The organism is Koromonas soli (assembly GCF_059726265.1).
This window is the reverse complement of record NZ_AP040872.1, coordinates 2,457,480-2,484,426: the sequence shown is the minus strand read 5'-3', so window position 1 is coordinate 2,484,426 and position 26,947 is coordinate 2,457,480. Positions and strand designations below refer to the sequence as shown.

At 56.7% G+C, this 26,947-nt stretch carries 28 protein-coding genes; 23 read left to right on the top strand and 5 right to left on the bottom strand.

Going from position 1 to position 26,947, the window contains the following annotated elements; translation table 11 throughout:
* Nucleotides 1-3 precede the first annotated feature (3 nt).
* Together AC6IY8_RS10850 and AC6IY8_RS10845 are read left to right on the top strand one after the other, a co-directional pair.
* A complete protein-coding gene (locus AC6IY8_RS10850; RefSeq protein ID WP_497774475.1) occupies nucleotides 4-354 on the top strand; it encodes a response regulator in 351 nt (116 codons plus the stop codon).
* 95 nt (nucleotides 355-449) lie between these two features.
* A complete protein-coding gene (locus AC6IY8_RS10845) occupies nucleotides 450-989 on the top strand; it encodes a hypothetical protein (protein ID WP_497774474.1) in 540 nt (179 codons plus the stop codon).
* 10 nt (nucleotides 990-999) lie between these two features.
* Here the strand turns inward: AC6IY8_RS10845 and AC6IY8_RS10840 are convergent, their stop codons facing one another.
* The gene (locus AC6IY8_RS10840; RefSeq protein WP_497774473.1) at nucleotides 1,000-2,796 is read right to left on the bottom strand and encodes a DUF885 domain-containing protein; all 1,797 of its coding nucleotides are present in this window, start codon (nucleotides 2,794-2,796) and stop codon (nucleotides 1,000-1,002) included.
* A 283-nt stretch (nucleotides 2,797-3,079) separates the two neighbouring features.
* On the opposite strand from AC6IY8_RS10840, the gene AC6IY8_RS10835 reads away from it, so the two are divergent.
* The 14 genes from AC6IY8_RS10835 to AC6IY8_RS10770 all read left to right on the top strand — a co-directional run bounded on the left by AC6IY8_RS10835 (nucleotide 3,080) and on the right by AC6IY8_RS10770 (nucleotide 15,187).
* Entirely contained in the window at nucleotides 3,080-3,376 is a 297-nt protein-coding gene (locus AC6IY8_RS10835; RefSeq protein ID WP_497774472.1) for a DUF2934 domain-containing protein, read from the top strand.
* Entirely contained in the window at nucleotides 3,376-3,744 is a 369-nt protein-coding gene (locus tag AC6IY8_RS10830) for a response regulator (protein ID WP_497774471.1), read from the top strand. Before AC6IY8_RS10835 ends, AC6IY8_RS10830 begins: the two co-directional genes overlap by 1 nt.
* A 271-nt stretch (nucleotides 3,745-4,015) precedes the next feature.
* Complete coding sequence (locus AC6IY8_RS10825; RefSeq protein ID WP_497774469.1) at nucleotides 4,016-6,076, top strand: heme lyase CcmF/NrfE family subunit; 2,061 nt, start codon at nucleotides 4,016-4,018, stop codon at nucleotides 6,074-6,076.
* A complete protein-coding gene (locus AC6IY8_RS10820) occupies nucleotides 6,076-6,579 on the top strand; it encodes a cytochrome c-type biogenesis protein CcmH (protein ID WP_497774467.1) in 504 nt (167 codons plus the stop codon). Before AC6IY8_RS10825 ends, AC6IY8_RS10820 begins: the two co-directional genes overlap by 1 nt.
* A 5-nt stretch (nucleotides 6,580-6,584) precedes the next feature.
* Entirely contained in the window at nucleotides 6,585-6,920 is a 336-nt protein-coding gene (locus AC6IY8_RS10815) for a hypothetical protein (protein WP_497778625.1), read from the top strand.
* A complete protein-coding gene (locus AC6IY8_RS10810; RefSeq protein WP_497774466.1) occupies nucleotides 6,920-8,209 on the top strand; it encodes a carboxypeptidase regulatory-like domain-containing protein in 1,290 nt (429 codons plus the stop codon). The genes AC6IY8_RS10815 and AC6IY8_RS10810 overlap by 1 nt, the downstream gene beginning before the upstream one ends.
* A gap of 136 nt (nucleotides 8,210-8,345) precedes the next feature.
* Complete coding sequence (locus AC6IY8_RS10805; protein WP_497774464.1) at nucleotides 8,346-8,783, top strand: hypothetical protein; 438 nt, start codon at nucleotides 8,346-8,348, stop codon at nucleotides 8,781-8,783.
* Nucleotides 8,784-8,881: 98 nt separating this feature from the next.
* Nucleotides 8,882-9,745 (top strand): zinc metalloprotease HtpX, encoded by an 864-nt coding sequence (locus tag AC6IY8_RS10800; protein ID WP_497774463.1) that lies wholly within the window; start codon nucleotides 8,882-8,884, stop codon nucleotides 9,743-9,745.
* Nucleotides 9,746-9,814: 69 nt separating this feature from the next.
* Nucleotides 9,815-10,771, top strand: coding sequence for an AAA family ATPase (locus AC6IY8_RS10795; RefSeq protein WP_497774462.1), 957 nt, complete (start codon nucleotides 9,815-9,817; stop codon nucleotides 10,769-10,771).
* 28 nt (nucleotides 10,772-10,799) lie between these two features.
* Complete coding sequence (locus AC6IY8_RS10790) at nucleotides 10,800-11,291, top strand: DUF4149 domain-containing protein (protein WP_497774461.1); 492 nt, start codon at nucleotides 10,800-10,802, stop codon at nucleotides 11,289-11,291.
* Between the two features lie 174 nt (nucleotides 11,292-11,465).
* On the top strand, nucleotides 11,466-12,551 hold the full coding sequence (gene ychF, locus AC6IY8_RS10785) for a redox-regulated ATPase YchF (RefSeq protein WP_497774460.1): 1,086 nt from the start codon (nucleotides 11,466-11,468) through the stop codon (nucleotides 12,549-12,551).
* Nucleotides 12,552-12,554: 3 nt separating this feature from the next.
* Nucleotides 12,555-13,298 (top strand): ZIP family metal transporter, encoded by a 744-nt coding sequence (locus tag AC6IY8_RS10780; RefSeq protein ID WP_497774459.1) that lies wholly within the window; start codon nucleotides 12,555-12,557, stop codon nucleotides 13,296-13,298.
* 100 nt (nucleotides 13,299-13,398) lie between these two features.
* Nucleotides 13,399-14,334, top strand: coding sequence for a 2-dehydropantoate 2-reductase (gene panE / locus AC6IY8_RS10775; protein ID WP_497774458.1), 936 nt, complete (start codon nucleotides 13,399-13,401; stop codon nucleotides 14,332-14,334).
* A 130-nt stretch (nucleotides 14,335-14,464) separates the two neighbouring features.
* Nucleotides 14,465-15,187, top strand: a complete 723-nt coding sequence (locus AC6IY8_RS10770) for a TonB family protein (RefSeq protein ID WP_497774456.1) — start codon at nucleotides 14,465-14,467, stop codon at nucleotides 15,185-15,187.
* Between the two features lie 44 nt (nucleotides 15,188-15,231).
* Here the strand turns inward: AC6IY8_RS10770 and AC6IY8_RS10765 are convergent, their stop codons facing one another.
* Entirely contained in the window at nucleotides 15,232-15,750 is a 519-nt protein-coding gene (locus tag AC6IY8_RS10765) for a DinB family protein (RefSeq protein WP_497774455.1), read from the bottom strand.
* Between the two features lie 189 nt (nucleotides 15,751-15,939).
* On the opposite strand from AC6IY8_RS10765, the gene AC6IY8_RS10760 reads away from it, so the two are divergent.
* The 3 genes from AC6IY8_RS10760 to AC6IY8_RS10750 all read left to right on the top strand — a co-directional run bounded on the left by AC6IY8_RS10760 (nucleotide 15,940) and on the right by AC6IY8_RS10750 (nucleotide 17,369).
* Nucleotides 15,940-16,302, top strand: coding sequence for an ArsR/SmtB family transcription factor (locus tag AC6IY8_RS10760; protein ID WP_497774454.1), 363 nt, complete (start codon nucleotides 15,940-15,942; stop codon nucleotides 16,300-16,302).
* Nucleotides 16,283-16,816 carry an SRPBCC domain-containing protein gene (locus AC6IY8_RS10755; RefSeq protein ID WP_497774453.1) on the top strand — a complete coding sequence of 178 codons (534 nt, stop codon included), beginning with the start codon at nucleotides 16,283-16,285 and terminating at the stop codon, nucleotides 16,814-16,816. Before AC6IY8_RS10760 ends, AC6IY8_RS10755 begins: the two co-directional genes overlap by 20 nt.
* A gap of 364 nt (nucleotides 16,817-17,180) precedes the next feature.
* Nucleotides 17,181-17,369 (top strand): hypothetical protein, encoded by a 189-nt coding sequence (locus tag AC6IY8_RS10750; protein WP_497774452.1) that lies wholly within the window; start codon nucleotides 17,181-17,183, stop codon nucleotides 17,367-17,369.
* A 1-nt stretch (nucleotide 17,370) separates the two neighbouring features.
* Here AC6IY8_RS10750 and AC6IY8_RS10745 read toward each other — a convergent pair whose 3' ends face one another.
* Together AC6IY8_RS10745 and AC6IY8_RS10740 are read right to left on the bottom strand one after the other, a co-directional pair.
* Nucleotides 17,371-17,820: a hypothetical protein gene (locus tag AC6IY8_RS10745; protein WP_497774451.1), complete on the bottom strand. Its 450-nt coding sequence runs from the start codon at nucleotides 17,818-17,820 to the stop codon at nucleotides 17,371-17,373.
* A 1,418-nt stretch (nucleotides 17,821-19,238) separates the two neighbouring features.
* Nucleotides 19,239-22,373 carry an SIR2 family protein gene (locus tag AC6IY8_RS10740; RefSeq protein ID WP_497774450.1) on the bottom strand — a complete coding sequence of 1,045 codons (3,135 nt, stop codon included), beginning with the start codon at nucleotides 22,371-22,373 and terminating at the stop codon, nucleotides 19,239-19,241.
* A gap of 421 nt (nucleotides 22,374-22,794) precedes the next feature.
* Between AC6IY8_RS10740 and AC6IY8_RS10735 the strand changes: the two genes are divergently transcribed.
* The 4 genes from AC6IY8_RS10735 (at nucleotide 22,795) to AC6IY8_RS10720 (ending at nucleotide 25,922) form a co-directional block, all read left to right on the top strand.
* Entirely contained in the window at nucleotides 22,795-23,715 is a 921-nt protein-coding gene (locus AC6IY8_RS10735) for a LysR substrate-binding domain-containing protein (RefSeq protein ID WP_497774449.1), read from the top strand.
* A 198-nt stretch (nucleotides 23,716-23,913) separates the two neighbouring features.
* The gene (locus tag AC6IY8_RS10730) at nucleotides 23,914-24,522 is read left to right on the top strand and encodes a type IV toxin-antitoxin system AbiEi family antitoxin domain-containing protein (protein ID WP_497774447.1); all 609 of its coding nucleotides are present in this window, start codon (nucleotides 23,914-23,916) and stop codon (nucleotides 24,520-24,522) included.
* Entirely contained in the window at nucleotides 24,522-25,448 is a 927-nt protein-coding gene (locus tag AC6IY8_RS10725) for a nucleotidyl transferase AbiEii/AbiGii toxin family protein (protein WP_497774446.1), read from the top strand. The genes AC6IY8_RS10730 and AC6IY8_RS10725 overlap by 1 nt, the downstream gene beginning before the upstream one ends.
* Before the next feature lie 63 nt (nucleotides 25,449-25,511).
* Nucleotides 25,512-25,922 (top strand): hypothetical protein, encoded by a 411-nt coding sequence (locus tag AC6IY8_RS10720; protein WP_497774444.1) that lies wholly within the window; start codon nucleotides 25,512-25,514, stop codon nucleotides 25,920-25,922.
* A gap of 38 nt (nucleotides 25,923-25,960) precedes the next feature.
* On the opposite strand, the gene AC6IY8_RS10715 is transcribed toward AC6IY8_RS10720, so the two are convergent.
* Nucleotides 25,961-26,944, bottom strand: coding sequence for a hypothetical protein (locus AC6IY8_RS10715; protein ID WP_497774443.1), 984 nt, complete (start codon nucleotides 26,942-26,944; stop codon nucleotides 25,961-25,963).
* Nucleotides 26,945-26,947 lie beyond the last annotated feature (3 nt).

Below are 26,947 nucleotides of genomic sequence, written 5' to 3'. Positions count from 1 at the left end.
ACAGTGTTGAGCTGGAAAGAGCTATACAAGCCCCTGATTCTTTGTGTCGATCGCGATCGGGATACGCTCGATATCATGCGCGCTGAACTCGAGGCGCAGAACTGCCGCGTGCTTACGGCGCTCGACAGCCGCGTTGCTCTTGAGGCCTTCGCCGCCTGCCCGTTTGACGCCGTCATCCTGGGCCTCCCGATGCGCGGCAGCGCAGGTTGCGAGCTTGTTCATGAGATGACCAGGATAAAGCCGAACATTCCCAAGTTCTCCTATGGTGAGTTGGGCGAGCGGTTGATCCGCCATGTTCTACCCGCCCCCGGGCACCTGCCGTCGGCCTCTTTCGACGCCGCCATCCCGGCCTAGACTCTCTGTGCTCAGGGCTTGTCTGGTAACCAACGTAATCTTTATGTGCCTGTTCGGCTCCGCTAACGTCATGGTTGACCTCAAGGACTCCAACCATGACGCGTTTTCCCCTGCTGCTTGCCCTGCTATGCCTTCTCCCGTCGTTTGCGTTCGCGCAGGATGCGACCACGCGCGCATCGGTGGACGAACTACAAGCGCAGATCCAAGCTGAGCTTGTCGCCCATGGCGATCGCGTCCTCGGTAATGAAACTATTCATTGGAGCACCAGGGTAGACAGGTTCTCCGGTTGCCGTGCTCAGTTTTCCGTGCGCGTCGCCAGCACCTTTGGCGACGACACCGTGCGCGTTCAAACCGTGAGTCTCTCGCTCGGAGCTCTTGAGCCATACGGCATCGGACCCAAGAAGAGCTGGCTTGAGCTTCCGTGCGCCGGGCGGGAAAAGTGCGTGTTCTCCACTTCTACTTGCAGCCGCCGAGGCAAGGAAGGCATGACCACCGATTGCGCTATTGCCAGCCAGAAACGGGAAGAAACCTTCCTGCTGCAACTCGATGGTGACCCTGCCTCCGCCTCCCGGCTGGAACAAGCATTCCGCGCCGCCGCACTCGCCTGCCGCGAACCCAAAGCTGTGCCCTTCTAGCTATCGGCCTCTATTTCTTGAGCAGGATTCCGCGAAGCAGCATAATCGGCAGCGGTCCCTCGTTCAGCGCGCGATCGTGAAATTCCACATTGCTGAAAGCCGCACCCTGTTGAGCCATGTAGTCTTTTCTCAGCGCCAGCCAGTCGTGCAGTCCAACGTAGTAGGTCACCAGTTGCACCGAGGTCAGCTTTGCTCGTAGCAGTTTGCCTTCGGCTTCAGCCTGCGTCTGGAACGCCCGTTTGGTCATCAGGTCCATCGCCTGCTCGTCCGTCATTCCCAAGGTGTGCATGCGAATGTCGAGAATTGTGTTGGCCAGAACCCTGAGACGAATCTTGCGCATAACCATGTGGAACTTCGGATCGTTATTCATGAATCCTTCGTCCATCATGACTTGCGCGATGTACTCGGCCCAGCCTTCGACATAGGCGCCATTGCCCAGCGTGGCCCGCAGCAGACGTCGCGATTCGGGCTGCACGTCATTTGCATGCTCAAACTGTACATAGTGACCGGGGAGAGCTTCATGAATCGTGAGCCACAGCAGCGTGTAGTTGTTGTACTCGCGCAGCTTTGACTCAGCTTTCTCCGCCGGCGTGCTGGGATCAATCGGCGTCACCCAATACTGCGCTTCGGCTGCAGGTTCCAGCGGCGGAGGTGCATGGAAACCTGCTACCGAGTATGTTCCGCGCATGAAAGGCGGCGTCGGAATCACTTTCAAGTTATTTCGCGGTCCAAGATCGACGATCTTCTTCTGCCGGATGAAGGCGATGATGCTGTTCAGATCGCCTTCAATGTGGCTCTGCAAATCTGCGGGCTTCACATGATCGTCAGAAATTCGCGTCAGCACTTCCTGGATTAGCAGGTTTTCCCGTTCTTCGCCTCGCAGGTCTGTGTGCGCTCCGTGCGTGGGATACATCTCCTTGTGCATCGGTTCGGCCAATCGCAGCATGTCGGCCCTCACGTCGCGCATCTCTTGTTCGGTGGCCGCTAGCATCTGCTCTGGCGTTACCGGAGTCTCCATCACCAGCCGGAACTTTTCTGCATACAGCGGAGCACCCAGCCGCCACGTCACCGTACTTTTTCGTGGCTCATACACATCGTGCAGCCATGTCGAGAACGACTTCAGGGCGGCAACTGCCTTCGGAGCCGCAGCGTTGTAGCGGGCCTCGAGCGGAGAGCCTGCAGGAATCGCGTTCTTCACCGTCGATTCGATCAGATCGATGTTGCCCTTGTTTTCATCGATTGCCGTCGATGTCTTGATCGGGTCGCCATCCGTGAGCGCCTGCTTCGCTTGTTCCAGCGCCCGTGGAATCTGTTCTATGCGCGAGAGCACATGCCCCATGCGCACTTCCTGTGGTGCATAGCTCTGCGTCATAGGTAGGAATAGTGCATTGCCGATCAACTCAACAAAGATCGTCGGGTCATGCCGATAGCTCTGGATGCGGTCCAGTTCGAGCAGCGCATAACCAATCTGATCGTCGATCAGTTGCCAGTCCGCTGCCTGCTCTTTGTCGAGAGCCTTGCGATCGACGGCTCGGAACCGTTGCTGCCACTGCTGGTAAAACGTCTTTTGCGCCGCCACACCTTGAGGCCCAAGATCATCCAGCACAGCATCCAGCTCTACTGTTTTTCCTGTCCGCGCTTCGACATGCTTGTGATATCCAGCCTGCGATGCATTCACCGGAGACAGTGCAAGCCACTCGTACATGAACTGCGCTGTCTTCTGATCAAAGTTGTTCGCTTTCGTCGGGCTGAGTTGTGCGATCAGTGGAACTGATATCAGCAGCATGATGAAAAGACGCAAACGCATAGTGCTCCTCCGAATGGAACAATATACAGGAGCAAGGGACTGCTGCCTCGCTGCGTGCTCCACATCGAATGCGCGTCATTTAGCAAACGAAACGTGGCGACTGAATCTCTGCATGCACCAAGCGAAACATCATCACGCATCCTTGTGCTCAACATTGCAAATCGCGCAATTTGCCTGAGAGAGTGATTTTGCGCCGTCTTCAAGCGGTATATTAGAAACAGGCAGGGGATGAGATTGAGTTTTTTCATTCACCTGACTCGTGCTATTGGAGATTGAGAGAAGGATGGCAAAAGAAAAGAAGTCTGCAGATAAACCGGCTGCAAAGAAGACTGCCGCGAAAAAGAGCGCTGCCTCTAAGGCATCCAAGAACTCTGTCGCCGAGCAGATCGCCAAGACCGCTCCGTCACCGGCTCCGCAGCCTTCGTCGGCGCGCACTCCACAGCCCACAGCGGCTGAGCTGTACGATGAAATTCGCCGTCGCGCATACGAGTTCTACTGCGCTCGCGGCGGCCAGCATGGTTCCCACGAAGCAGATTGGCACCGCGCGGAGGCCGAGGTGCGCGCGAAGTACAAATCATAGTGAATTCACTACAAGTATTAATGGTCGATGATGACCCCATGCAGTTGCGGATCAGAGAAGCTATCCTCCGCAATTCTGGTTTCGTCGTTCACGTTGCGACCAACGTCGAGAGCGCGCTCGCCTTTCTGCGCACCATGGGGGACAAGATCGGTATTGTCGTGACCGATCACTTCCTGCCCGGACGCACTGGCGCGGACCTCGTGCGTGAGCTACGTATCACCCAGCCGTCGGTTCCGGTTCTGGTGCTCAGCGGCATGCCTGGAATCGAAGAAGAATACGAGGGGTTGAACGTAAGCGTGCAGCAAAAGCCCTTTCCTCCCGATCAGTTCATTCGCATGGTCAAAACTTCTGTTGCGAGAGATGAATAAGACCGGGCCGGCAGTCAAAAACGCAGCCAGAAATAAAAAAGAGTCCGCATGAGCGAACTCAGTAATTCAGGAGGTCTCATTGGCCGGACTCCTATCTGGATTCCGTTATGATGACCTGCTCAGAATAAAGTTCCCGACCCTAGTACCGGCCGCATTTTCGTCGTAATACCGTTTCGCCGTTTTCGAAATTGCACTTGGTTCCATGCAGTGCCGCTTTGGTACCGGACTTGTGACATCGTCTAGTTATCGTGCACAATAACTCCAGATTTTGTTGTCCCTCACCAAGATGCCTCAAATTGGAAGCTTCTCTTTACTGCTCGGGCTGGCATTAAGCGTTTACGCGTTCGCCGCCGGATTGTTTGCGCTTTTGCGCAACGATGACCGGCTCAGCGAAACCGCCCGTCGTGCCGGAATCGCGGTGTTCCTGACTGTGACCGCGGCTTCAGCGGTGCTGGTTTACTGTGCGTTTCACAACGATTTCTCGGTAGCCTACATCCTGCACCACTCAAACCGCGCCCTGCCGGGGCCTTATAAGTTTGCCGCGCTCTGGTCCGGTCAGGAGGGCTCCTTGCTCTTCTGGTGCTGGCTTTTGGCGACCTATGGATTAATCCTGCGCCTGCGGCACAAGGTTGATACGCGACTCGTCGCGCATGCTTCGGTCATCATCAGCGCCGTGCAGATCTTCTTCCTCGCGCTGGTGAATTTCGCCGCGCACCCGTTTGCGCTCGTTGCGGGAACCATACCGCCTGACGGCAACGGCCTCAATCCTCTGCTGCAGTATCCCGAGATGGTCATTCATCCTCCCATGCTCTATCTCGGATACGTCGGCATGACCGTACCTTTCAGCTTCGCCCTTGCCGCGCTCATCATGCGCTATCCCGGCGAAAAGTGGATTCATATCACTCGCCGATGGACCATGGTGGGATGGCTGTTCCTCACCTGCGGCATATTCCTTGGCTCCTACTGGGCTTACAAGGTGCTGGGCTGGGGCGGTTGGTGGGGATGGGATCCGGTTGAGAATGCATCGCTGTTGCCATGGCTCACCGGCACCGCGTTCCTGCACTCCGTCATGATGCAGGAAAAGCGCGGCATGATGAAGGTGTGGAACATGTGGCTGATCTTCTCCACCTTCCTGCTTGCGATCTTCGGCACCTTCCTCACGCGTTCCGGCGTCGTCAGCTCCGTGCACGCCTTCGCCGAATCGGACATTGGTCCTTACTTCGTAGTCTTCCTCGCGATTACGTTCGCCGCCTGCACGTACTTCTATTTGCGCAATCGCTCGCATCTGGAGAGCGAGCACAAGCTCGAGTCGCTGGTCTCGCGCGAATCCAGCTTCCTGTTCAACAACGTTTTGCTGCTGGTCGCCGCCTTCGCCGTGCTATGGGGAACGCTCTTCCCGGTCTTGAGCGAGTGGGTTACCGGGCACAAGGTCACCGTCGGCCCGCCGTTCTTCAATAAGGTCAACATCCCCATTGCGCTCTGCCTGCTGCTGCTCACCGCCGTTGGCCCCTTGCTCGCATGGCGCAAGACTTCGACCGAAAGCATTCGCAGGAACTTCCTTGTTCCCGCGCTTATCGCAATCGCCGTTGCCTTAGTGCTTGCCGCCCGTGGCATGAAGCCCTGGGTGGATATCAGCTACTTTTACGCGCTCATGACCATCATGCTTTCCGTGCTGGTCGCCGCGACCATCTTCAGTGAGTTCATTCGCGGCGGACGGGTCATTGCGCGCCACAACAACAGCAATGTTTTTCATGGCATGTATCTGCTCACGCGCCGCAACACGCGACGCTACGGCGGATACATCGTGCACTTCGGCGTCATTGTCACCATGATCGGCTTCGCCGGAGTCGCCTTCTACCAGAACACCGAGCAGGAATTGGGCTTCGGCGACAAGATGTCCCTCGGACCCTACACGCTCGTCTGCCGTTCCTACACACAGGACGACAAGCCAAATTATTCGAGCGAGTGGGCCATCCTCGACATCTATAAGAACGGGAAGCAGATCACGACCATGTTCCCCGAGCAGCGATTCTACAAAGCGAGCGGACAGCCGGCGACCATCGTTGCCAACCGCTCCACCGTGATGGAAGACCTCTACCTCGTGTACACCGGCAAGAATCCGGACACCGGACGGCCCATCATCAAGGCGCACCTCAATCCGCTCGTCTGGTGGATATGGTCGGGAGCGCATTTCATATTGATCGGCACCATCATCGCCCTGTTCCCCAACATGCAGGCCAAGCGCAAGCAGGAGCCTTTGCCGCAGCGCCCGCGTGCCTCTATTGATCGCGTAGTCGAAAGTCGTGCTCCGGTGGAGGCCGGATCGGACTAATGAAAACCTTGCTGCGCAATACGCTTCACCGCTGGACCCTTATGCTGCTCATCGCGAGCGCCCTGCTGCTCATGGGCGCGGCGGGAGATCGCACCGGCCAGCGCTTTGACCGCCTCGGACACAACCTGATGTGCGAGTGTGGATGCGGACAGGTGTTGCTCGAGTGCAATCACGTCGGCTGCTCCACCTCCGAAGAGATGCGCCGCGAACTCAAGCTCTCGATGGATCGCGGCGACAGCGACGATGTGGTGCTCGCAGGCTTCGTTGCAAAGTACGGCCCCGCCGTGCTCTCGGCGCCGACCACGACCGGATTCAATCGCGTGGCCTGGATCATGCCAGTCGTCATTTTCATTGCCGCGCTTGTCGCCGTCGTCTTGGTCGTCCGCGCCTGGAAGCGACGTACCCCACCAGCCCCGCCCGCTACCTCTGCGGATTCCGCCAGCTCTACTCCCGGCGAACTCGATGAGTTCCGCCGCCGCGCACGCGAGGAGACAACGCTTTGATCGCCATGCTTCAAATGCAGTCCACACCGCCTGACGGTACCGGCACCAGCTTTCTCATCCTCGTCTGTGCCGTCTTTGCCGTAGCGATGTTTGCCTATGTATTCAGGCCCGCGCGCGCCGAACACGCCGAGGAGAAAACTCGGCTCGCCTTCCTCTACGAGCGCAAGGAGCAGACTTTCGAGAACCTCCGCGACCTGAATTTTGAATACAAGGCAGGTAAGCTGAGCGATGCCGATTTCGGCTCCATGCGCGACTCCATGGAGCAGGAAGCCGCCAACATCCTTGCCGAAATCGAGCAGCTCGAGCAGGAAACCGGCCGCCGCCGCGAGGTGCACGCCTGATGCGCAAACTCACCCGCCTCACTTCGCTGCTTGCTTCGTTGTTACTGTTTGCTGCCGCATCCTATGCCGATCCGGTCACCGGCACCGTGACCAACACCACCACCGGCAAGCCCGCTGCCGGAGCAAGCGTTGCGCTTGTCGATCCGACCAGCGGCATGGCCGAGTTGGGAACTGCCAAGACCGACGCGCAAGGCAAGTTCAAGATCGATGCCCCCGCCGCCCAAGGCCCGCGTCTCGTCCGTGCCGAGCGCGGCGGCGTGAATTATTTCAAGATGCTTCCGCCCGGATCGACGAATGTCGATGTAAGCGTCTATGACGCCGCACCTTCGGTCGAGGGCATCAGCGGCTCTGCCGATGTTGTTCGCTTCCAGGCGGAGGGTTCCACGCTGCAGGGAATCGAGCTTTTCGCTGTTCGCAACGCCAGCAACCCGCCGAAAACCTTGGCGGCCCCCGCCACATTCGAATTTGTCCTCCCCGATGGCGCACAGATCGATGGTGCCGATGCCCAGGGGCCCAACGGACAGCCCATTACCACGACTACCACCCCCGGGAAAGAGAAGAATCACTACGCCTTCTCCTATCCGCTCAAGCCCGGCGAGACGCGCTTTCAGGTCTCGTATCACATGCCCTATAGCGGCAAGCTGTCGGTCACTCCTGCGCTCACCCGCGATTTCGATCACTACGTTCTGGTGCTGCCCACGACCATGACGTTTGCGCCGCGCGATGCCAAGCAGTTCCAGGCCATGACAAACCAGCCCGGCAGCAACGTGCAGGTCAGCCTCAAGGCCAAAGCCGGTCAGGATCTCAGCTACTCTGTTTCCGGCACCGGCACCATTCAGGAAGAGCAAGCCGACGCCTCTCCCAATCAGGGCGGAGGAGCCATGGGTGGCGGCGCGGCTGAAAATCGTCCCGGCGGCGGACTCGGCAAGCCAATCGATGCTCCCGACGCACTCGCCAAGTATCGCTGGTACATCCTCGCCCTGCTGCTGACCGTTCTCGTCGGCGGCGGCATCTGGACACACGAGCGCACGAAGCAGGCCGAAGCCGAAGAAGAACTCGTGGCGGCTTCCATGCCTGTTGCACAGCCTTCCTCGCGTGCCGCAGTCGCAATTTCGCCTGCGCCGGCGGTTCCGCAGGGCAACCTGCTTCTTGCCGCGCTCAAGGAGGAGCTGTTCGAACTCGAAGTAGAACATCAGCAGGGAAAACTTTCGCCCGAGGAATATGCCAAGGCACGTTCCGCCATTGAGCAAACCCTCCAGCGCGCCCTGTCCCGTACCCGAAACTCCTAGTCATGAATCTATGATCTTGCCCAGGTCCACGCCCGCTTTGGGCGTGAGCCTGGGATCGCAACCCTCTCCGGCTTCCTATCCTCGCCAACACCCAGCTTTCGCCTTGCATCTTTCCTTAGCAGAGGGACTGATCAACATGGCCTTGCTGCATAAGGGTGCATCCATCGTTTCCAACCGTCTGCCAAAAGTGCTCGGACCCGGAGCCCACGCTGTCATTGACTATTCCGTTGCCGGAGTGCTGCTTACCGCGGGCGTGCTGTTCTGGCGTCGGCACAAGAGCGCTGCTCTTTCCGCCATTCTCTGTGGTGCTGGAACCCTGCTCAACGCGCTGTTCACCGATTACCCCGGCGGAGTCGTTCCGGCCATGAGCTTTGAGACTCACGGACGCATCGATGCTGGACTTGCCGGGATTTCAGCAGCCATCCCAAACCTCATGGGCTTTGACGATGACGCCCAATCGCGCTTCTTCGAAGCTACGGCCATCGCCGGAACCCTGGCCACGGGGTTCACCGATTACACCAGTAGCGAAGAGAAGGAATCAGAGCAGACTTTCTATCGCGATTACGCCGCCTAGGGCCACTCTTATCTCAGGTTGCCGCTACTGAGGGGCTTGCTCGCCTCCCGCGCGTTGGCGCGTCCAATCGCATTGGGGTAGCATCTACATAGACAGCCATGGGAAACAATCTGAAAACCGCGTTCCTGCTTACGGCGATGACCATCTTCGTTGTTCTCGTCGGGCAGGCCATCGGCGGACAGCACGGCGCCGTCATGGCGCTTGGTTTAGCCGCCGTCATGAACTTTTTCTCGTACTTCTATAGCGACAAGCTGGCCATTCTTTCCAGTGGCGCCCAGGCAGTTTCACGGGAGGAGCTTCCTCGCGTGTACCAGATCGTCGAGCGCCTCTGTGCCAAGAGCGGTCTGCCCATGCCCAAGATTTACGTGATCCCGACCGCCTCGCCCAACGCGTTTGCCACCGGGCGCAACCCGGAGCACGCGTCCGTCGCCGTCACAGCTGGCATTCTCGACCTGCTTACCGACGATGAGCTCGAAGGCGTGCTGGCTCACGAGCTTGGACACGTGCGCAATCGCGACATTCTCATCAGCTCCATTGCTGCGACTTTCGCCGGAGCCGTTACCATCCTCGCCCGCATGGCCGGATACGCTGCCATGTTCGGCGGTGGCGGGCGCGACCGCGACCGTGAAGGCGGCGGGGGAGCTCTAGGCGCTCTGGCCATGATGATCCTTGCCCCAATTGCGGCAATGCTCATTCAAATGGCGGTTTCGCGTTCGCGCGAATACCAGGCCGATGCCACTGGCGCGCACTTCACCGGCAACCCGTATGCGTTGGCGAGTGCTCTGCGCAAGATCGAGAGCTATGCCACGCGGGTACCGCTGCAGGCTTCGCCGGCAACGGCGCACATGTACATCATTCAGCCGCTGCTTGGCGGAATCAGCTTCGGGAGCCTGTTCTCCACGCATCCGCCCACGGCTGAGCGCATTGCACGGCTCACTCATATGCAGCCGAGCACTTTCTAACTCTCGACAGGGAACCGGCGGGCGTTTTTATTTACTCGCCCGCCATCCAGAGCAGATACAATCGACTGGATGTCGCAGGCACCGGGAATCACTCTTCAACACGCGGCTGAACTTGAGCGCGCACTGCGCTCTATCATTCGTGGCAAAGACGACGTCGTTCGCCTTGCCTTAGTGGCTATTCTCGCTCGCGGACACCTCCTCATCGAGGGCGTTCCCGGCGTCGGCAAAACGACGTTGGCCCATGCCTTGGCGCGTGCCATCGATTGCGACTTCCGCCGCGTACAGTGCACCAGCGACATGCTTCCCAGCGACGTACTTGGCATTTCCGTGTACTCGGCTTCTGAGGAGCGTTTCGAGTTCAAGCGCGGTCCTATCTTCACCAATGTTCTTCTAGCTGATGAGGTCAACCGCACCACTCCTAAGACGCAATCTGCGCTGCTGGAAGCGATGAGTGAGCGCCAGGTCACCGTGGATGGCCACCCTCATCCACTGCCCAATCCATTTTTAGTCATCGCCACGCAAAACCCCGTCGAGCATCACGGCACATATCCGCTTCCCGAATCGCAGCTTGACCGCTTCCTTATCCGCGCCCGCATGGGCTATCCGGAAGCTGGTGGCGAGCGCGAAATTTTGCGCGGAAATGCTGGTGCCGCCCGTCTCGACGAAATGCATCCCGTGCTCTCGGTTGACGATGTGCTCGCGTTGCAGGATGAAGTCTCCGCCGTGCGTGTGGATGATTCCCTGATCGACTACTCCCTCGCCATTGTTGAGCGTACGCGCCGGCACGAGCAGCTTTCGCTCGGCGTTTCGCCCCGCGGCTCACTCATGCTGTATCACGCGGCCCAGGCCATGGCCTTCCTCGAAGGGCGCAACTACTGCACGCCCGACGATTTCAAGCGCCTCGTCATTCCGACCTTTGCGCACCGCCTGGTCATCAGCGCCCGCTACACCTCCACGCTGCGCCGTGCCGAGCAGGCAGAGCAGATCCTGCGCGAGGTCGTGGACAGCGTTCCTGTTCCGGTTTAAGCAGCAATCATCATTTCGGAGACGATTCGTGACCGCACTGCGTTTTCTTAAGCTACTCTCGCTGGCCCTGTGGATCGGCTCCATCTTCTTTTTCGCCGCCGTGGTCGCGCCCGCGTTATTCTCCATCCTGCCTACCCGCCAGCTTGCCGGAATGGTCGTCACCCGTTCGCTTTACCATCTGCACTGGATCGGTATTGTCTGCGGCATCGTCTTCCTCGTCTGTTCCATACTTCTCGGAATGCTCCAGCGCGAGGACACTGCCTTTCACGGTCGCGACCTTCTGCTTGTCGCCATGCTGGCCATCACGCTCTTCGCTCATTTCGGCGTCGAACGCCATATGAACAACCTGCGCAATGAGATGGTTGTCATCGACAACATTCCGCACGATGATCCGCGTCGTGTCCTGTTCAATCGTCTCCACGTCTGGAGTACCCGCATGGAGGGCACCGTTTTCGTCTGCGGATTGGCGTTGCTGTTCCTTGTAGCGCGCGAGCACACGGTCAACGTAAGGCGTTACTAGCAGCGGTTTTCCGGATCTATAAGCTCTCTTTTCACAAGCTGCGGCTCGCAATCCCTTCTCTCGTTTATCATGGATGAGGACGCGTTCATCTGTGGGCCTTGTTGTCGCGCCGATCTGTAATGTAAGACGTCGTCATCCGGCGCGAATCGTGAAACGGAATCGATCATCATCCCTATGAAGACTGGAATCATCGGCCTGCCGCAGGTAGGCAAAACTTCGCTGTTCAAGATACTTACCAAGGCGGATGTCTCTAACCGCAGCTCCAACCCGCGCGAAGCGCATATTGGTATCGCTACGGTGCCTGATGACCGGCTCGACCGCCTCGCCGCCCAGTGCAATCCCCGCAAGCTTGTGCACGCGCAGGTCGAGTTTGCCGACATGGGAGCAATCGGCCAGGAAGCGCTGAAGGAATCTGCTTATCTCGCCAACCTTCGCACCGTCGATGCGCTCATGCACGTGGTTCGCGTGTTCGAGGACGATTCGATCCCTCACGTCGGCGGAACTCTCGATCCCGTTCGCGACATCTCCAACGTCGAATTTGATCTCATGGTCAGCGACCTCGCACAGGTCGAGTCGCGTCTTGAGCGCATGAAGAAAGACCTTCTCAAGCGCAAGACTCCCGAGCTGGAAAAGGAGAACGAGCTCCTTATTCGCGCCAAGGCATTCCTCGAAACCGAGCGCCCTCTGCGCGAAATGGAAATGACTAAAGAGGAGAAGAAGATCGTTCGCGGCTTCATGTTCCTCTCCGAGAAGCCCATCCTCTACGTCCTCAACATCAGCGAGAGCACCACGCTCGGAACCGACCTCGAAGCTGCGGTAGGGAAGTACGGTCTTACTCCATACACCACCAAGCTCAACACTGGCGTCACCGCCATCTGCGGCAAGGTCGAGGCCGAACTAGCCGAGATGAGCGACGAAGAAGCTTCCGAATTTCTCGGCAGCTACGGCCTCACCGAGAGCGGCCTCACCCGCCTCATTCGCAAGAGCTACGAGCTGCTCGGCCTCATGTCGTTCTTCACAGTTGGCGAAGACGAATGCCGCGCCTGGACCATCGAGAAGAACACTCGCGCGCAGGATGCAGCCGGAGCCATTCACACTGACCTCCAGAAGCACTTCATCCGCGCCGAAACGATCCACTGGGATACGCTTCTCGAACTCGGCTCAGAGGCTGCTGCTCGCGCCGCCGGCAAGTTGCGGCTCGAAGGCAAGGAATACATCGTGCAGGATGGTGACGTTCTCCACATCCGGCACAGCGGCTAAGCGATGACACCCGTCGCACTCAGCGTCGTTCTTGGACTCACAGCCGGAGCCGCCAATATCGCCGGAGGCGCGCTGCTTGCCCATCGTGAATGGGAGCAGCGCTACCTCAAATATTTCATGGCCCTCGGGGCGGGCTTCATGCTGGCCACCTCCATCACCGAGATGGTTCCCGCTTCCGTCGATCTCGAAGGCGGCAGCGGCGGACGTGCCGGCTTTCTCGTGCTGCTCGGCTATCTCATCATCCATTTCTGCGAACACGTCGTCTCCGGCCACTTCCATTTCGGCGAAGAGACCCACCACGACGAATTCGTCTCCGAGCACAAGAGCGTCACAGTCCTCTTCGGACTAGTGATCCACGCATTTTTCGATGGCATCGCCATCACCTCCGGCTTCCTTGTTTCCAACTGGCTTGGCTGGATCGTCTTCATCGCCATCTTTCTGCACAAGATTCCCGAAGGTTTCACCGTGTCCTCCGTCATGCTCGCCAGCGGAAGCAGCGCCATGCGCGCTTTTGCCTCCTCCGTCGTCCTCGGTGGCGGAACCCTGCTCGGCGTGCTCAGCATGGTCATGGTTCGCCACGGAGTCGCTGTCGGCCTGCCCATCTCCGCCGGTGTAACCATCTACGTCGCCGCCTCTGACATCGTGCCCGAGGTCAACCGCGAGCCCGGAATCAGGATGCCCCTCCTTCTCTTCGTCGGAGTGGCAATGCTCTTCCTGCTCGACCATCTCTTTCATGTTCACGTATAAACAACAGCCACGTTCGCCTCAGTGCGATTGAGCGAACTGTTGAATCTTTCTGCTGGAGCAGTCGATCTTAGAATCATCAACTTAAGCAAGAGGTCAAGCGATGCGAATTCTCGTGGTGGGTGCTGGAGCCATCGGCGGATACTTCGGTGGCAGATTGCTCGAAGCAAAACAGGATGTGACCTTTCTCGTGCGCTCGCGCCGCGCTGCTGAACTCGCCGCCTCCGGCCTGCAGATTACAAGCCGCGCCGGTGACGTAAGCATTTCGCAACCCGCCATCGTCCTCGCCGACAAACTCTCCACACCTTTTGACCTCGTCCTGCTCAGTTGCAAAGCCTTCGATCTCGATGACGCTATCGCCTCGTTCGCGCCCGCCGTCGGTATCAACACCGTGGTGCTGCCGCTCCTGAATGGCATGCGTCATCTCGACGTGCTCGATCGGCAGTTCGGCTCCGACCGCGTTCTCGGAGGTCTCGCCATGATCTCCACCGTGCTCGAACCCGGCGGCCGCATCGCGCACCTCAACGACTTCCACATCATGGCCTACGGTGAGCGTGACGGCTCAAGTTCGCAGCGCATTCAGGCGATATCTTCTGCCTTTTCCGGTGCCAATTTCACCGCACGCCTCAGCAACAGCATCCTGCAGGAGATGTGGGAGAAGTGGGTCTTCATCGCCTCGCTTGCCAGCATCACCTGCCTCATGCGCGCGCCCATCGGAGACATCGTGACCGCCGGTGGTGCCGACCTTGCCACCACCATCCTCGCCGAGTGCGCGGCCATCGCCACCGCCCACGGCTACACGCCCCGCCCCGCCTCGTTGCAGCAAAGCCAGACCCTGCTGACCGCGCCTGGCTCCGCCCTCGCCGCCTCCATGTTCCGCGATATGGAACGTGGCGCTCATACCGAGGCCGATCACATGGTCGGAGACCTCCTGAGCCGTGGCGATCAGGAGGGAATTGCCAGTCCCATGCTGCGCGTCGCCTACGTCCACCTCAAGTCTTACGAGGCCCGTCGTGTTCGTGAAGGAGCCAACGGCTAAGCCACGCAAACCTGTGCCGCCGGGCTCCCTCGACGCCCGGTCAAACTGGCTACACCAGCTCTGGTGGGGTTACACTGGATTACAGCGAAACTAATGTATTCACCATGCCCGGCGCTGAGGCAAAGCGCTGATGTTCGCGCCGGAGTCTGGCTTCTATACTCCTGAGTATTTCCATATGTTTACGTTCGTCGATCGCAATTCCGAATCGAAGCAAACTGTCTCGGTTGCTTTCTCTCTGGGGCTGCAATCCGCGGCGCTGATACTCCTCTGCATGCTTCCGCAGTCGCCGATGATGGGCCCATCGTTCCGTCACACGGCCGTTACCGCTCGAACCGTCACGCCCATCTATTTCCAGAAAGAAAGCGCCGCTGTCCCGGAGCCTGAACCCAAGCCCGAGGAGGCCTCGCCCAAGTCGCAACCCGAAAAGCCCGCTCCGACTCTGGCTTCCGCCAAAGCCGATGGTGCCGCAACGGCCAGCGATCCCGGCGACGAGAACTCCCAGGGTGAAGATTTGCAGGGCATCGTTCCGTTCCCCCAATGGCGCATGAATGCTGCCCCCAGCAGCTTCACCATGTTCCACCACACCATCAAGACCGCGCTTCCAGTCTTTACGCCTGACCCGCCAATCCTTCACGGCAAGATTCCGGAACCGGTCCGCGGCAAGGATGTAGTGCTTGACGTCATCATCGACGATCAGGGAGCAGTCGCGCAGGTCAAGGTCGTACAGGCGGTTGGCAACGGAGTCGAAGAAGCCATCATGGAAACCCTCCGCCGCTGGATCTTCGTCCCGGCCAAGGTCAACGGCTATGCCATCGCTTCACGCCGCCAGCTTCGTTTCCATTTCCCCGGATAGCCTATGCCTGGACCGCCTTCATGATGCGCGGTCCAGACCGTTCATCAGCCCTCACCGCGAAACTGGTAAAGATCCGGCGTACCGACTGGAACTCCCATCATCTTTAGATACACAAACAATTGATACTTGTGGTTGATCAGGTGCTCCAAATTTCCGAGCAGCAGTGTTGCCACTGATTCCGAGGCCGCAAACAGCGTCGGAAGCTCGCGTCTCAAATCCTCATCGTCACACAGATCGAATCCCTGCCTGATCACCGCCTCATACGCCCCCATGCGATCCAGCGCTTCCTCCGGAGCACACCGATGATTCACCTGCTGCCGGCGAAGCTCTTCCACCCCTTCCATCTGCCCTGGAAACGCTGCGTTAAACACCGCACAAAATCCTGCAAGACACTCCAGCAAATGCCCGAGCAGATGCCCTGGATCGCACGAATTCCCATACCATTGCGGATTCCACTCGAGTCTGTCCTGCGGCACTAGCCGAATCAGGTGTCCCGTCCGTTCAATCTGCTCCTGCACCTTGCACCGAATCGCTTCAACTACACAATTTTCGCGTGGGCTCATTCCGTGAGTATGAATCATCGTCTGACCCAGAGACAAAGATGACGGGCGCCCCCCTAAGTTGGCGCGGTTCCAACATGCGCTCAACCCAACGGGGCGGATTCAGGGCGCTTGCGCCCCCGCCGAGTTCGGGCAGCCAAGCGCGCCTCGGCCCCTTGCATGTCGCCGTACTCTTGTTATATACTGAACCACATGGTTCAGTATAGTGAGCCCATTCTCGATGCGACCTTCGCCGCGATTTCGGATCCCACCCGGCGCGGCGTTCTGGAACAGCTCGCACGCGAGGACGCTTCGATCACCCACCTTGCCGAAAAATTTCACATGACCCTGACAGGGATGAAGAAGCATGTCGGAGTCTTGGAGCAGGCGGGGCTCGTCACGACCGAAAAGATTGGGCGCGTGCGGACCTGCAGGCTGGGCCTGCATACGCTGGACCAAGAGGCGGAATGGATCGAGAGATACCGCCAGCTCTGGGCCGAACGCTTTGATGAACTAGACAAGATCGTCGAGGAATTGAAACAGAAGGAGAAACCCCATGGACAAAAGAAAAGATAGCGACACCAATGCGACGAAGAACAACACGACCGTGGAACGCAAGTCTGATCGTGAACTCGTCGTCACTCGAGTCTTTAACGGCCCGGCGCATGTCGTTTTCAGTGCCTGGACCAAACCCGAACTGTTCCAGCGGTGGTGGGCACCGAAGTCGTTCGGAGTCTCCTTACTTTCCTGCGAGCTTGATGCCCGCACAGGGGGCACCTACCGTCTGGTCTTCCGCCATCCCTCGACCGGGGAGCCAATGCCTTTCTTTGGTCGCTACGTCGAAGTGAATCCCCCCAAGCGCATCGTCTGGACGAACGATGAAGGGGAGGAACCCGGGGCCGTCACGACAGTGACCTTCGAAGAAAACGCCGGTGAGACCGTCGTGGTCCTGCACGACCTCTATCCTTCGAAAGAAGCGCTCGACGAAGGGATCGCCTCCGGAAGCACCAGCGGGTATCCCGTGCAATTTGAGCAGTTGGATCAGCTTCTCCTCGATTTGGGAGCGAGTGTGGACGGAAGGCCGGCGTAAGCTTCTTCCGCGACCTGAGTGTTCTCGCCGCACCTGCAAAGTACAAAGCCGCCTTTTCGGCGGCTTTGTTTATGAGTGCAGTTGGTAGACCACCTGATGAGTAACTGACAGGACAGGACAGGTGGCCCAGAGTTGGCGAATTTCCAACTCTGGGTTCTACGGAATCGAGAGCCAAATAGCCACAAATGCAAAAACCGCCCAACTAGGCGGTTTTCAGAGCTTTTGGTAGCGCAAACCATTCTGAACTGGAACCAGCTTTGGGAATGGCTAACTCGCATTGAACGTCTCGCCGAAGCATTGCATAAAATGCACAGTGTTCAGAATTGCTGATCGAGAGGATAATCGAGGCGAGGAGTTGAGACACATGGCAAAACGCCCCGTGGTCAAAGCTCTAAGGGCATTGGCTGGAGTTGCTTTCGTGGTCTTTTTGGTCATGCCGATGCGCTCGTTTGGACAGGTTGTGATGATGTTCGGAGCGTTCTTGGTGTTTGTGGTTTGCTCGGCTATCTCCGGGAATATGGACGATGAGAAAGCAGAACAACCACCGAAGTAGGTCAGGAAGATTGGGGTGAGGAGTAAGGCTCATACTTCCGCGTCCCGAACGGGGGAATCGGCAACATCGGCATATCTATGACGGTGTACGTGTAGCCTTCAACGAAGATTTTGCTCGTTAGCGAAAACAGACCGCGAATCTCCTCGCATCTGCCTGCAATGACCGCTCGGCACATGTCCTCGACTTCAGCTAATATCTGCTCCTCGTCGTCACTCTTGAAGCGACTCTCCCAAGGAAACTCCCAAGTTCCAATTCGCCCAAAGCTGATATCAACGAAGCGATCAAGGTTGTCCTCCGTGTGAACTCCTACAGATGCGGAGTTGGGATTTGTCGGCAGTAGCTCAACTATGCTCCCGTCACCCTTGGACACTCGATAGACATTCAGTCGCGCTGTATTCGCGGGGAGTTCCGCTAGGATTCGTTCAAAAAGTTCAGTCACTCGCTGTAGCATGTTGCTCCCTCCCTCGCCATACGGCACAGAACCGAAGCACAAGAGTGCAGTCCGCAAGCGTCTCCACACTCCCAACCATGAATTGAACCACCGATGCACTCATGGTAGGGCTCGTCCCTACTCAATGTCTACGCGGTGGTACCGGAACAAAGCTGTACAAGTAATAGAGCTGTCAACAGGTTTGCTCCCTCATAGTATGGACGTACCGCTACATAAACGATTCTTTAAGGCTAGTTGACTGTAGGTATAGAGAATCATTGTGGTTAGTGTCTTGAAGGGCTGTTTCGTCGCACTCGTAGTTTTCAAGCATAACAAATGAGCGCATAAACATTGGGGCTGCTCCCTATAGCGAAAAGGCTCGTAGTACTGTAAAAGTACGAATCTATCGGAATCGAGTACGTTGAGAAGGATTCAGAGGCATTGTCGTACCAAGATCATTCGTGCTCATTGCGAAGCACCCGCCCGATGACGTATGTTGCAGGTAATGTCTAACACACAGAAGAAGCCATAACGGAAGAGTGCCTGTCAGCTAGTTGCAGTCCTCCTCCGTGTGGTCACGTAAACGCGCAGCTACGAGCGAGGCTGCGGGGTCACATCGTGGTGGCCCAACCGGGGCAGAACGGCTTTTGGCTCTTGGTCGAGAAATCAAAGAGAATGGGGAACCGATTTCGGATGCCCGTCTGAAGAAACTAATCGACCAGATGTTTGCCTTCGCTACAGTAGCCGTAGATGCCTACCTAGAGCAGAGGAGCTGTACAAGCTCCCAGATGGCAGAGACAGCGGAGCAAGCTCTGGAATCTCAAGCTGTGGCCTAGTAGTGAGGCGGGGTACAAGCTGACAATATGCGCTTGTGCCTCGCTTCTTCCGGCACATTGACTACAAACCCAGGGGCAGGTGGCCCAGAGTTGGCGAATTTCCAACTCTGGGTTCTACGGAATCGAGAGTCAAATAGCCACAAATGCAAAAACCGCCCAACTAGGCGGTTTTCAGAGCTTTTGGTAGCGCTACCGGGAATCGAACCCGGGTTTTAAGATTGAGAATTTACCCGGTTGCATGTTGGATCCAACGTTCTCAGTATCTCGCAACTGCCGAAATTACAATGTTTTACGAACCTGGCCCGCACGGACGGAATGACGCTGTAAATCGCTGGAAAAGTTGGCAAGAGACGGGCAATTTTGATGGCTCATGTCACGTTTATGTCACGTCTTCTTCGTGGGTTTTAAGATCAAGTTTAAGGAGACCCCGACGTCGATACTGGTCGGAACGCGTATTTCTATGTCACGTGTTTGCCACGTTAAGGTTGATAGATACGACGTCTTAGACAGCCTGATTTATGCCCCCACGACCCGAGAGTAATTACACAGCGTCACGTTCGCTGCGGCCTTTTTGGCCTCGTAATCGTGGATCCGCCACTCCACTCAGATTAAAAGGCGGTAGTCGTATGGCGCTGAAGAGAAGCCGCTGAGATACGGACCAACCTTTGCTATCGCACTGGCGGAAAGAAGAGTGGCTGGGAGCTGTGAGTAGTACTCGAAATGGTTCCAGTTCATTTTGGACAGCCCCAATACTTCAGCCGAAAGCTGTTCAATCGAAGAAAGACCGCGGTAGCGACGAAGAATGAGCGGCGTGGGAATTCGTCTCTTACCTTGGTAGTAACGGAAATTTGGATTTACGACACTCGGCGCAGAACCGTGTACCCAAAGCAGTGCAGTGTCGTCGCTCTGCACAACTGTCGTTCCGCGGAACACGGGAAACTTGTCAACGGTGAGCTTACCATCTCGCATCGAAGAGGCAAGATATCTCAAAGACTCTTCAAAATTGATTTCCAACATCTCGACCTGTGGAACGCCCTCAAGACCGGCCGTAAGTCCATCTTGCTCTTCTTTGCGAAACGGTGTGCGCTTATGGATCACGACCCTGGTTGGCAGCTTCAGCTTGGCATCAAAGAACAGTTGACGAATTGTCTCACCTGTTCTGCGGGCATCGTCGAGGGACATATATGGGCGCTTGTTGCGATATATCGGATTCTCGATCTTGCCGAGTCGAAACTGCAACCCCTCTCCTCGTGCGCTATACAGATGGCTGCATCCAAGAAGGATATGACCGTTATCTGAGCGTTGCCGGTCAATGCTGTAGCCGATCCCGACGAAGGCGGTGTCGCTGTCGAGCGTGTCGATGCGCCAAGGCGTGCGCATGCCCTTAGCATAAAGCGCGAGACCAAGCCACCAACGCACACGGCACACCTGCCCTCCAGTCAAAGTCTTCTCGCGGATTAGCTGCGAACTTTGACCGCGACGCGCTGCGTACGCCTTGAGTAAATCGTGTAAATCGAACTCCTCTTGGCTGTCGGATTTTTTCTCCAGATGTTGCCAGCGCTTTGGAATAAAGATCAGGCAAATGGCTGCCGGATTAGCCGCTCGAATGACATCGAGACCACTCGCAATGCGCTCAGCCAATTGCTTCCCACTGAACGAGCTAACTCCAATCCCAGAATCGTCAACGTGAATCCAAGTAGCATCGTTGGGGGAGGGTATATGCAATGGCAAACCGAAGGCTTGCGAGAATCCAGGAAATTCCTGAAGATAATCAGCTTCGGTCCTTTCCGGTGTCGCGTGCGAATGGAGTTGCTGCAAAAACGAGAGGATGCGGTTATCAAAATCACGGGGACAAAGAACAGCGATTTCGATATTCCTCGCCAGGCCGGAATGAGTCATCTCGAAATCCCAAGGCTTGTTCTGAACGAGGCCTCTGAGCGGATTTGGATCGTGAACCTCTCTCCGTGCATCGGTACTGGCAAAGATCAGATCAGTGTCTTTCGCGACAAAACCGGTTTGGTGCAAAAACTTCCTCTGAGATTCCGGCAGAGGTCTACGTCCCGCCTGCACTAAGCCTGCGCACAGCGGGGTTGCGAGGACTTTGAATGAACCCGCATTGCCGCATGCGAGCTCTCGATTCACGATTTTCCCCAGCCAGTGCTTCAGATCGCTGTCGAACACATCGTTGTGCTGATACCCATATACCTGATTCCGAATGATCATGAGGAGGGCATCCTCGGGGAACGCTCCGGACTGATCCTTCGCGACGACCTCAGGCATAAAGGAAACGTGTGATTTACCCGCTACATGCAGGACGCGCAGCGAGAATGCGCGGTGCAAGTGGAACAGGGCTCCGTCGACATTGATCGTCTTATATGCTTGGCGTTCCCAGCTGCGTCGGTCGTGATCGGTATCCAGTTCAAGTTCGTCTGTGATGCTCTTCAACAAACCACGCCGGACCAAGGACTGAAGTCGCCCATCCTTTTCGACATCCAACTCACTCAGGGTAATCGGCGTCGGATTTCCTTGTGCCGCCGAACCCAATGCCATTGAGGTCTTTGCTTGGTCGCCATAGGCGAAGACATGATCTCGCGCTGCTACAAAGGGGACATCGACCCGCGAAGAAATCTCGTCGACCCACTCACGCAAGTCCACTCCGTCGGCAAGGCGGATCGAACACTTCATCGCGGATTTTGGAAAGTTGAGGGGGTGCGCATTGCTCTTGATCAGCGCCGTTGGAGCTTGAGACGGACCTTTGAACGCCTGCGTCTCAATGGTGCGTGAAGGAAACTGTTCGAGAATTGCCCTCACCTTGGCGAGCGGCATGTCTGTGAAGGTGCGCAGGGCTAGCCGGGTCAAAATGTCGTCGAACCCATCGGTTGGTATGAAGAACGCCTCGCGACCGTGACTCCGCGCCACACGAATCAAGTCCTCGACCGCCGGGTCTACCTCCGGCCCGTACCCCGCCCAGAAAAGCTGGCCCGCTCCTGGCCGACTGTAGCCCTCAGCTAATGCTTTCATCAGAGATTGGTCCCGACCGCTGTAGCCCATTACGAGAAGGTCACGATCTATGATTTCTTCTGTGAGTGCCTCCCGAATCTGGCGTTCCTGTTCCCTGAGCTCTTCTGTCGTATTCTTAAGGGCGTCATAGCGGTAGTCCCCGTGCATTGAAACGACGCGAAAAGAATCAGCGTTCGCAGCTTCGGTGAAGCGATGCTGCGTGTCGATACCCACTTCGACAATTGACACATTCAGCGCAGAGCAGGCCCGGGCTGAAAGTCCGTCGAAGTTCGTCGTCCAAATTGTGGAAAGGCGATTGTGGGCCCCAAAAATGGCTAACAGCTGATAACCGGTGTGAGGTATTGCCGCTTTCACATAGTTTGCAAAGAAGCTTCGCCGTGACTGTTGGGTGGGAAAACAGCGCTCCACATAAACTGAGTACTCCTCGGCAGAACCGTCTTTTGGATACTCTCGGGCTTGATCGAGCCATTGTTGGATTCTGCGCTGTGTGCCTTGCAGCGAGATCTCGCCCACGGCATCTTTCAGGGTGGGATTCCGGGTGATAAAGATCTCTCGTTTCCACTCCCAGATGCACCGTTGCGCAGTCGGCATACCCGAGGAGATGGAAGCACCGGCACCAAGTAAAACCGAGAACTTCCGGAAACCATCAACCGACATGATCCGGATCAATGCATCAACCGCGAGCGTGACCCCGGAAGATTGCTTTGAAAGAGGCATGCAGGTATTCTGCATCGGCAGCTCTGCCTTGGTAAAGCACTTCGGCCTAGCGGGTACCCGGACATCCAACCATTGAGATCAGCCCTGAGAACGCCTTTTGTTCAGGAATTCTTCCGCGCGCCGTTTGAAAATTCGTCGGATTCAATTCTTCGTCACCGGTGCGTGGCAAACGAAGACCTTGATATAAGCGTCGCTTCGCGATCCCGATCATCGCCGACGATGTTGAATACCTACCATTCAGCGGCTGGCGGTCAAGGGAGTCCATTGGAACGGTTTGGCACTGCCGGTAATCTTTGCAAAATTTTCCGCCCAAGAAGAATGTCTCTCGCCAACCCGTGTACCTGAAGCAGCATCACTCTCCCAATCCGCTCTCGCCATTCTTCCGATAGGCACTAATTAATAGTGGGAGCGAAAGAAAGACATGTACCCAGGAATAGAGTTGCGATTGCTACGGTATGTCGTGGCAGTTGCAGAGGAGTTGAGCTTTGTAAAGGCCGCTCGTAGGCTGCATGTTTCCCAGCCGACATTGAGCAAGCAGATCATTGAACTTGAAGAGGAACTTGAGACCAGACTATTCGAACGCACTAAGCGCGATGTGAGTCTGACTGAGGCGGGCACGCTCTTTGTCGAGCAAGGGCGCAAGGCTCTGCAGCATAGCGAAGAAGCGGCCAAGGTCGTTCGTTTCGTGCGTCATTCCACGCACCTCCAGATTGGCTATTCCCCATACGTGAATCCCGATCTGATCGCTTCCGTTCGCTCCTTATCGGGAACGACGACTCCAAAGTTCACCCTTTCGACGAAGAGCTACTTCACGCGGAAGCAACTATCGAAGCTACACGAGGGCAGAATTGACGCGGCATTGGTCATCCTCCCTGTGATCGACAACGAGCTTGTGATCGAACCGGTACTGGCGGAGTCACTATACGTTGCTCTTCCCGATGGGCACGCGCTTCTTCGTCATCGCGCAGTGGCACTCGCCGATCTCCAAGATTTGCCAGTGGTATCGTTCCCGCAGAACCTCCATCCCGAGGTCTTTCAGCAACTGTCGGACAGTTGCAAACGTGCGGGACTGAAGCCCAATATCGCGCACGAGGTCACAACATTTCCGGAGGCATTGTGCCTTGTAGCGGATGGCGCGGGATACACATTTATCCGGAAGTGCTTCACTCCGTTCGTCTGTTCGGGCGTCGTGCTTCGGCCGATCAAGGGCAATCCCTTGACACTGCACACTGGTGTGGCGCACTTGAGACGCCGAAAGACCCCGCAATTAGAGGCATTTCTCTCATCGCTGAAACGCCTCGGCAGCACGCTGACGACAGATGGAGGATCGGTCGCCGCATGAATAAGCGTGTTTGCAGGTGGTTAGAGGGCTGGGTTTCTGAGCACGACGTTTGTGCGGTCATGGACGTCCGCGAAATCTTGAGATTCGCGTGATCGAACGCCTTCTTTGCAGAAGTAGTCGCCGCCCAACCAAGCAGGCGGGAGCTGTCAAATGTTTCATTTTCTCGGTAGTTATGTATAATTACCGAGGATTTGGTACATGACTGAAAAGGCTCAAACAAAAGCGGAAGTGCTCAAGTCTCTTGCCAGACGTAGAGGCATGCTTAGGCCGCGAGACCTCGATGAGCTCGGGATCCCACGGAACTATCTTGGCCGACTTGTGCATGAGGGAGTGCTTCGCAAACTGCAGCGAGGACTTTATGCTCCGAGCGATGCCGAAGTCTCCGAACACCAGAGCCTGATCGAAGTGAGCCAGAAGATCCCAAAGGGTGTGATCTGCCTTCTTTCGGCTCTGCGCTACCATCAGATTACGACCCAAAGCCCGCACGAGGTCTGGGTTGCGCTGGGTATCAAAGCATGGGCTCCGAAACAAGGCTATCCGCCGGTTCGCCTTGTCCGGCTTTCTTCCAAGGCACTTGAGTTTGGAGTTGAGGAACACCGGATCGAAGGGCAACAGGTGCATATCTTCAGTCCCGCCAAGACAGTCGCGGACTGTTTCAAGTTCCGCAACAAGATCGGAATCGACATCGCACTTGAGGCACTGCGAGACACTCATCGTAAAAAGAAAGCCTCAATGGACGATATCTGGGCTGCAGCTAAGGTCTGCCGCGTCGCCAATGTCATGCGACCGTACTTGGAGAGCCTCTGATGGCTGAGATCAAGAACGTCATCGCATCGATTCATCAGCGCCTCCTCAACCTGTCCAAAGAACGTGCCGAGGATTTCACCCTCACTCTGACGAAGTATGGTCTCGAACGCCTGCTCTACCGACTCTCAATATCCAGGCACTGCGAAACCTTCGTTCTTAAAGGCGCATTGCTCTTTGAGCTTTGGACCGCTCAGCGCTACCGTCCGACGCGCGACGCGGACTTCCTCGCCCACGGCGATGCTGCTCCGGAAAGATTTGTCCGGATCTTCCAAGATGTCTGCAGCCTAGAAGTACCCATAGATGACGGATGTCAGTTCGACGGCGCGACGGTGGTAGCCGAACGAATTAAGGAACAGGACGAGTATCAAGGTATTCGTGTCACGTTCACTGGCAGTCTCGGCAACGCTAAACTGCCGGTGCAGATTGACATCGGCTTCGGGGATGCGGTGACGCCCAAAGCGCTACCTGCCGAGTATCCCACTATGCTCGAATTGCCTCGCCCGAAGCTATTGGCATATCCCATGGAAACGTCTATTGCCGAGAAGTTCGAGGCCATGGTGAAACTCGGCATCGCCAACAGCAGGATGAAAGATCTGTATGACATCTTCATCTTGCAGCGCGAGTTTCCATTCGAGGGAACGACACTCCAGAAGGCAATCGCAAACACCTTCCAGCGGAGGCGAACGGCTCCTCCCCGGCCAGGCAGTATTCCGCTAGTTTTGACTGAAGATTTCTCACGCGATCCCGCAAAACAGACGCAGTGGAGAGCATTCGTCAACAAGAATAAAAGCTACATCCAGCCGATCGAACTTGAGAACGTGATCGCAGCCCTGAGAACCTTTCTGATGCCAGTCGTAACTGCAATCGCGATGGGCGCCGAGGTCTCAATGAGATGGCCACCAGCAGGTCCCTGGCATCAGAAATAGAAGATACTGGCACCCATGCCTCTCCGTCGCAATGGCCGGTTAAATTTGCGAAGTCAAGTATCAATGAGACGAGAACTAGAGCAGCGAATTGTCGAGCGTTGGCCATCGTGGTTCGACGTTCATGGATCGATCCAGCACACGCTCATGCCTTTTGGCTTTGAGCACGGTGATGGCTGGTTCGAGATCGTCTGGAACCTGTGCGAACGACTGGAACCACTCGCGAAACAGTTTGAGGAAGAGACGGGCGAGAAGTTCGAGATCGTTCAGGTCAAGGAAAAGTACGGCGGACTTCGCTTCTATCCGAATCTTGCAAGCGACGCCATTTTGGATGTGATCGCCGACGCAGAACGAGACTCTTTCAGTACTTGTGAGGAGTGCGGAAAACCGGGAAAGCCAAATCGTGGTGGCTGGATTCAGACGCGTTGTCCGGAACACGCGTCTTCCGTGGATTCCGAACACGACCCTGAGTTGTGATCCTCCACGCGCCGACCATCTCGACCCGGCGGAAGGACTTACCTCCTTGTGGTGCGCTTTGGTAGCGGTGGCGGAACAGAATGAAGCGTCGGATTGGAGCGATCGATCCCCTTCAGCCATTCAATGAGTGCCGTGGCATCTGTGATCCGGGTTGGAAGATCCGCGAGATACTTCTCTTCGGCATCAAACATTTCCCGCAATTCCTGCGCATTCTTCGGAACCTCATGAGCCAGGAATTCGCGGTTCGACCAGCGCTGGATGTTATCCCGGGTTCGCTCGAGTTCTCCCTTGGCGTACGCCAGCGATGAATCTGCACCCTGACTGATCTTCTCGAACACTTCCTTTTCTACGTTTTCCAGAAAGCTCCTGAGCGCTTCGAGCGCAGAAAGTCCGACGTGCGGCAAATGTCCATACTGCTTGAGATTATGGAGTTCGCCGTTGAAAGGAACCTGATACGAGTATTCGCCACTTTCGCGGACGATCTTGAACACCTCGCCATTCTTTGCAGAGTAACGCCCCCTGATGATGGAATAGTCTTTTCCGGGCGAGTTGGTCCGCAGAGGAATGGCGACGAACCCACGAGCGTGCGGCTCCAACCGGAAGATTCGAGGAAAGTGTCCCTTCAGACGCGTGAGATACAACGTCCTCACGTCATAGGAGAACTCGCCTTCTTTATTGGGCAAGGCTAACGAGTCTCGCGCATGCGGATCAAAACGTTTGCCACGACGATCATTCAGGATCTCGCTTGCTTCTCCGATCAGGCTTCTGAGCTGTGCATCGGTGAGCGTTCGATCGAGCACGATCGGTTCAAACGCGGCGCATCCCTGATGCTCATACGTAAGCAACCCAGCCCGTGGCGAATTCGGATTGCTGCAAACTCCCCAGTCCTCTCCAAACTCGCCAGCCAGTGGTGCGAAGTGGCGACACCCTGACGAGCAATCGGAGCCGTCGCGCTCTGCCTTGCCGTAAGGCGTGTAATCGGTTTCGAGAGGTCGGACGACCTTGAGAAAATTGTCGCGCATGTT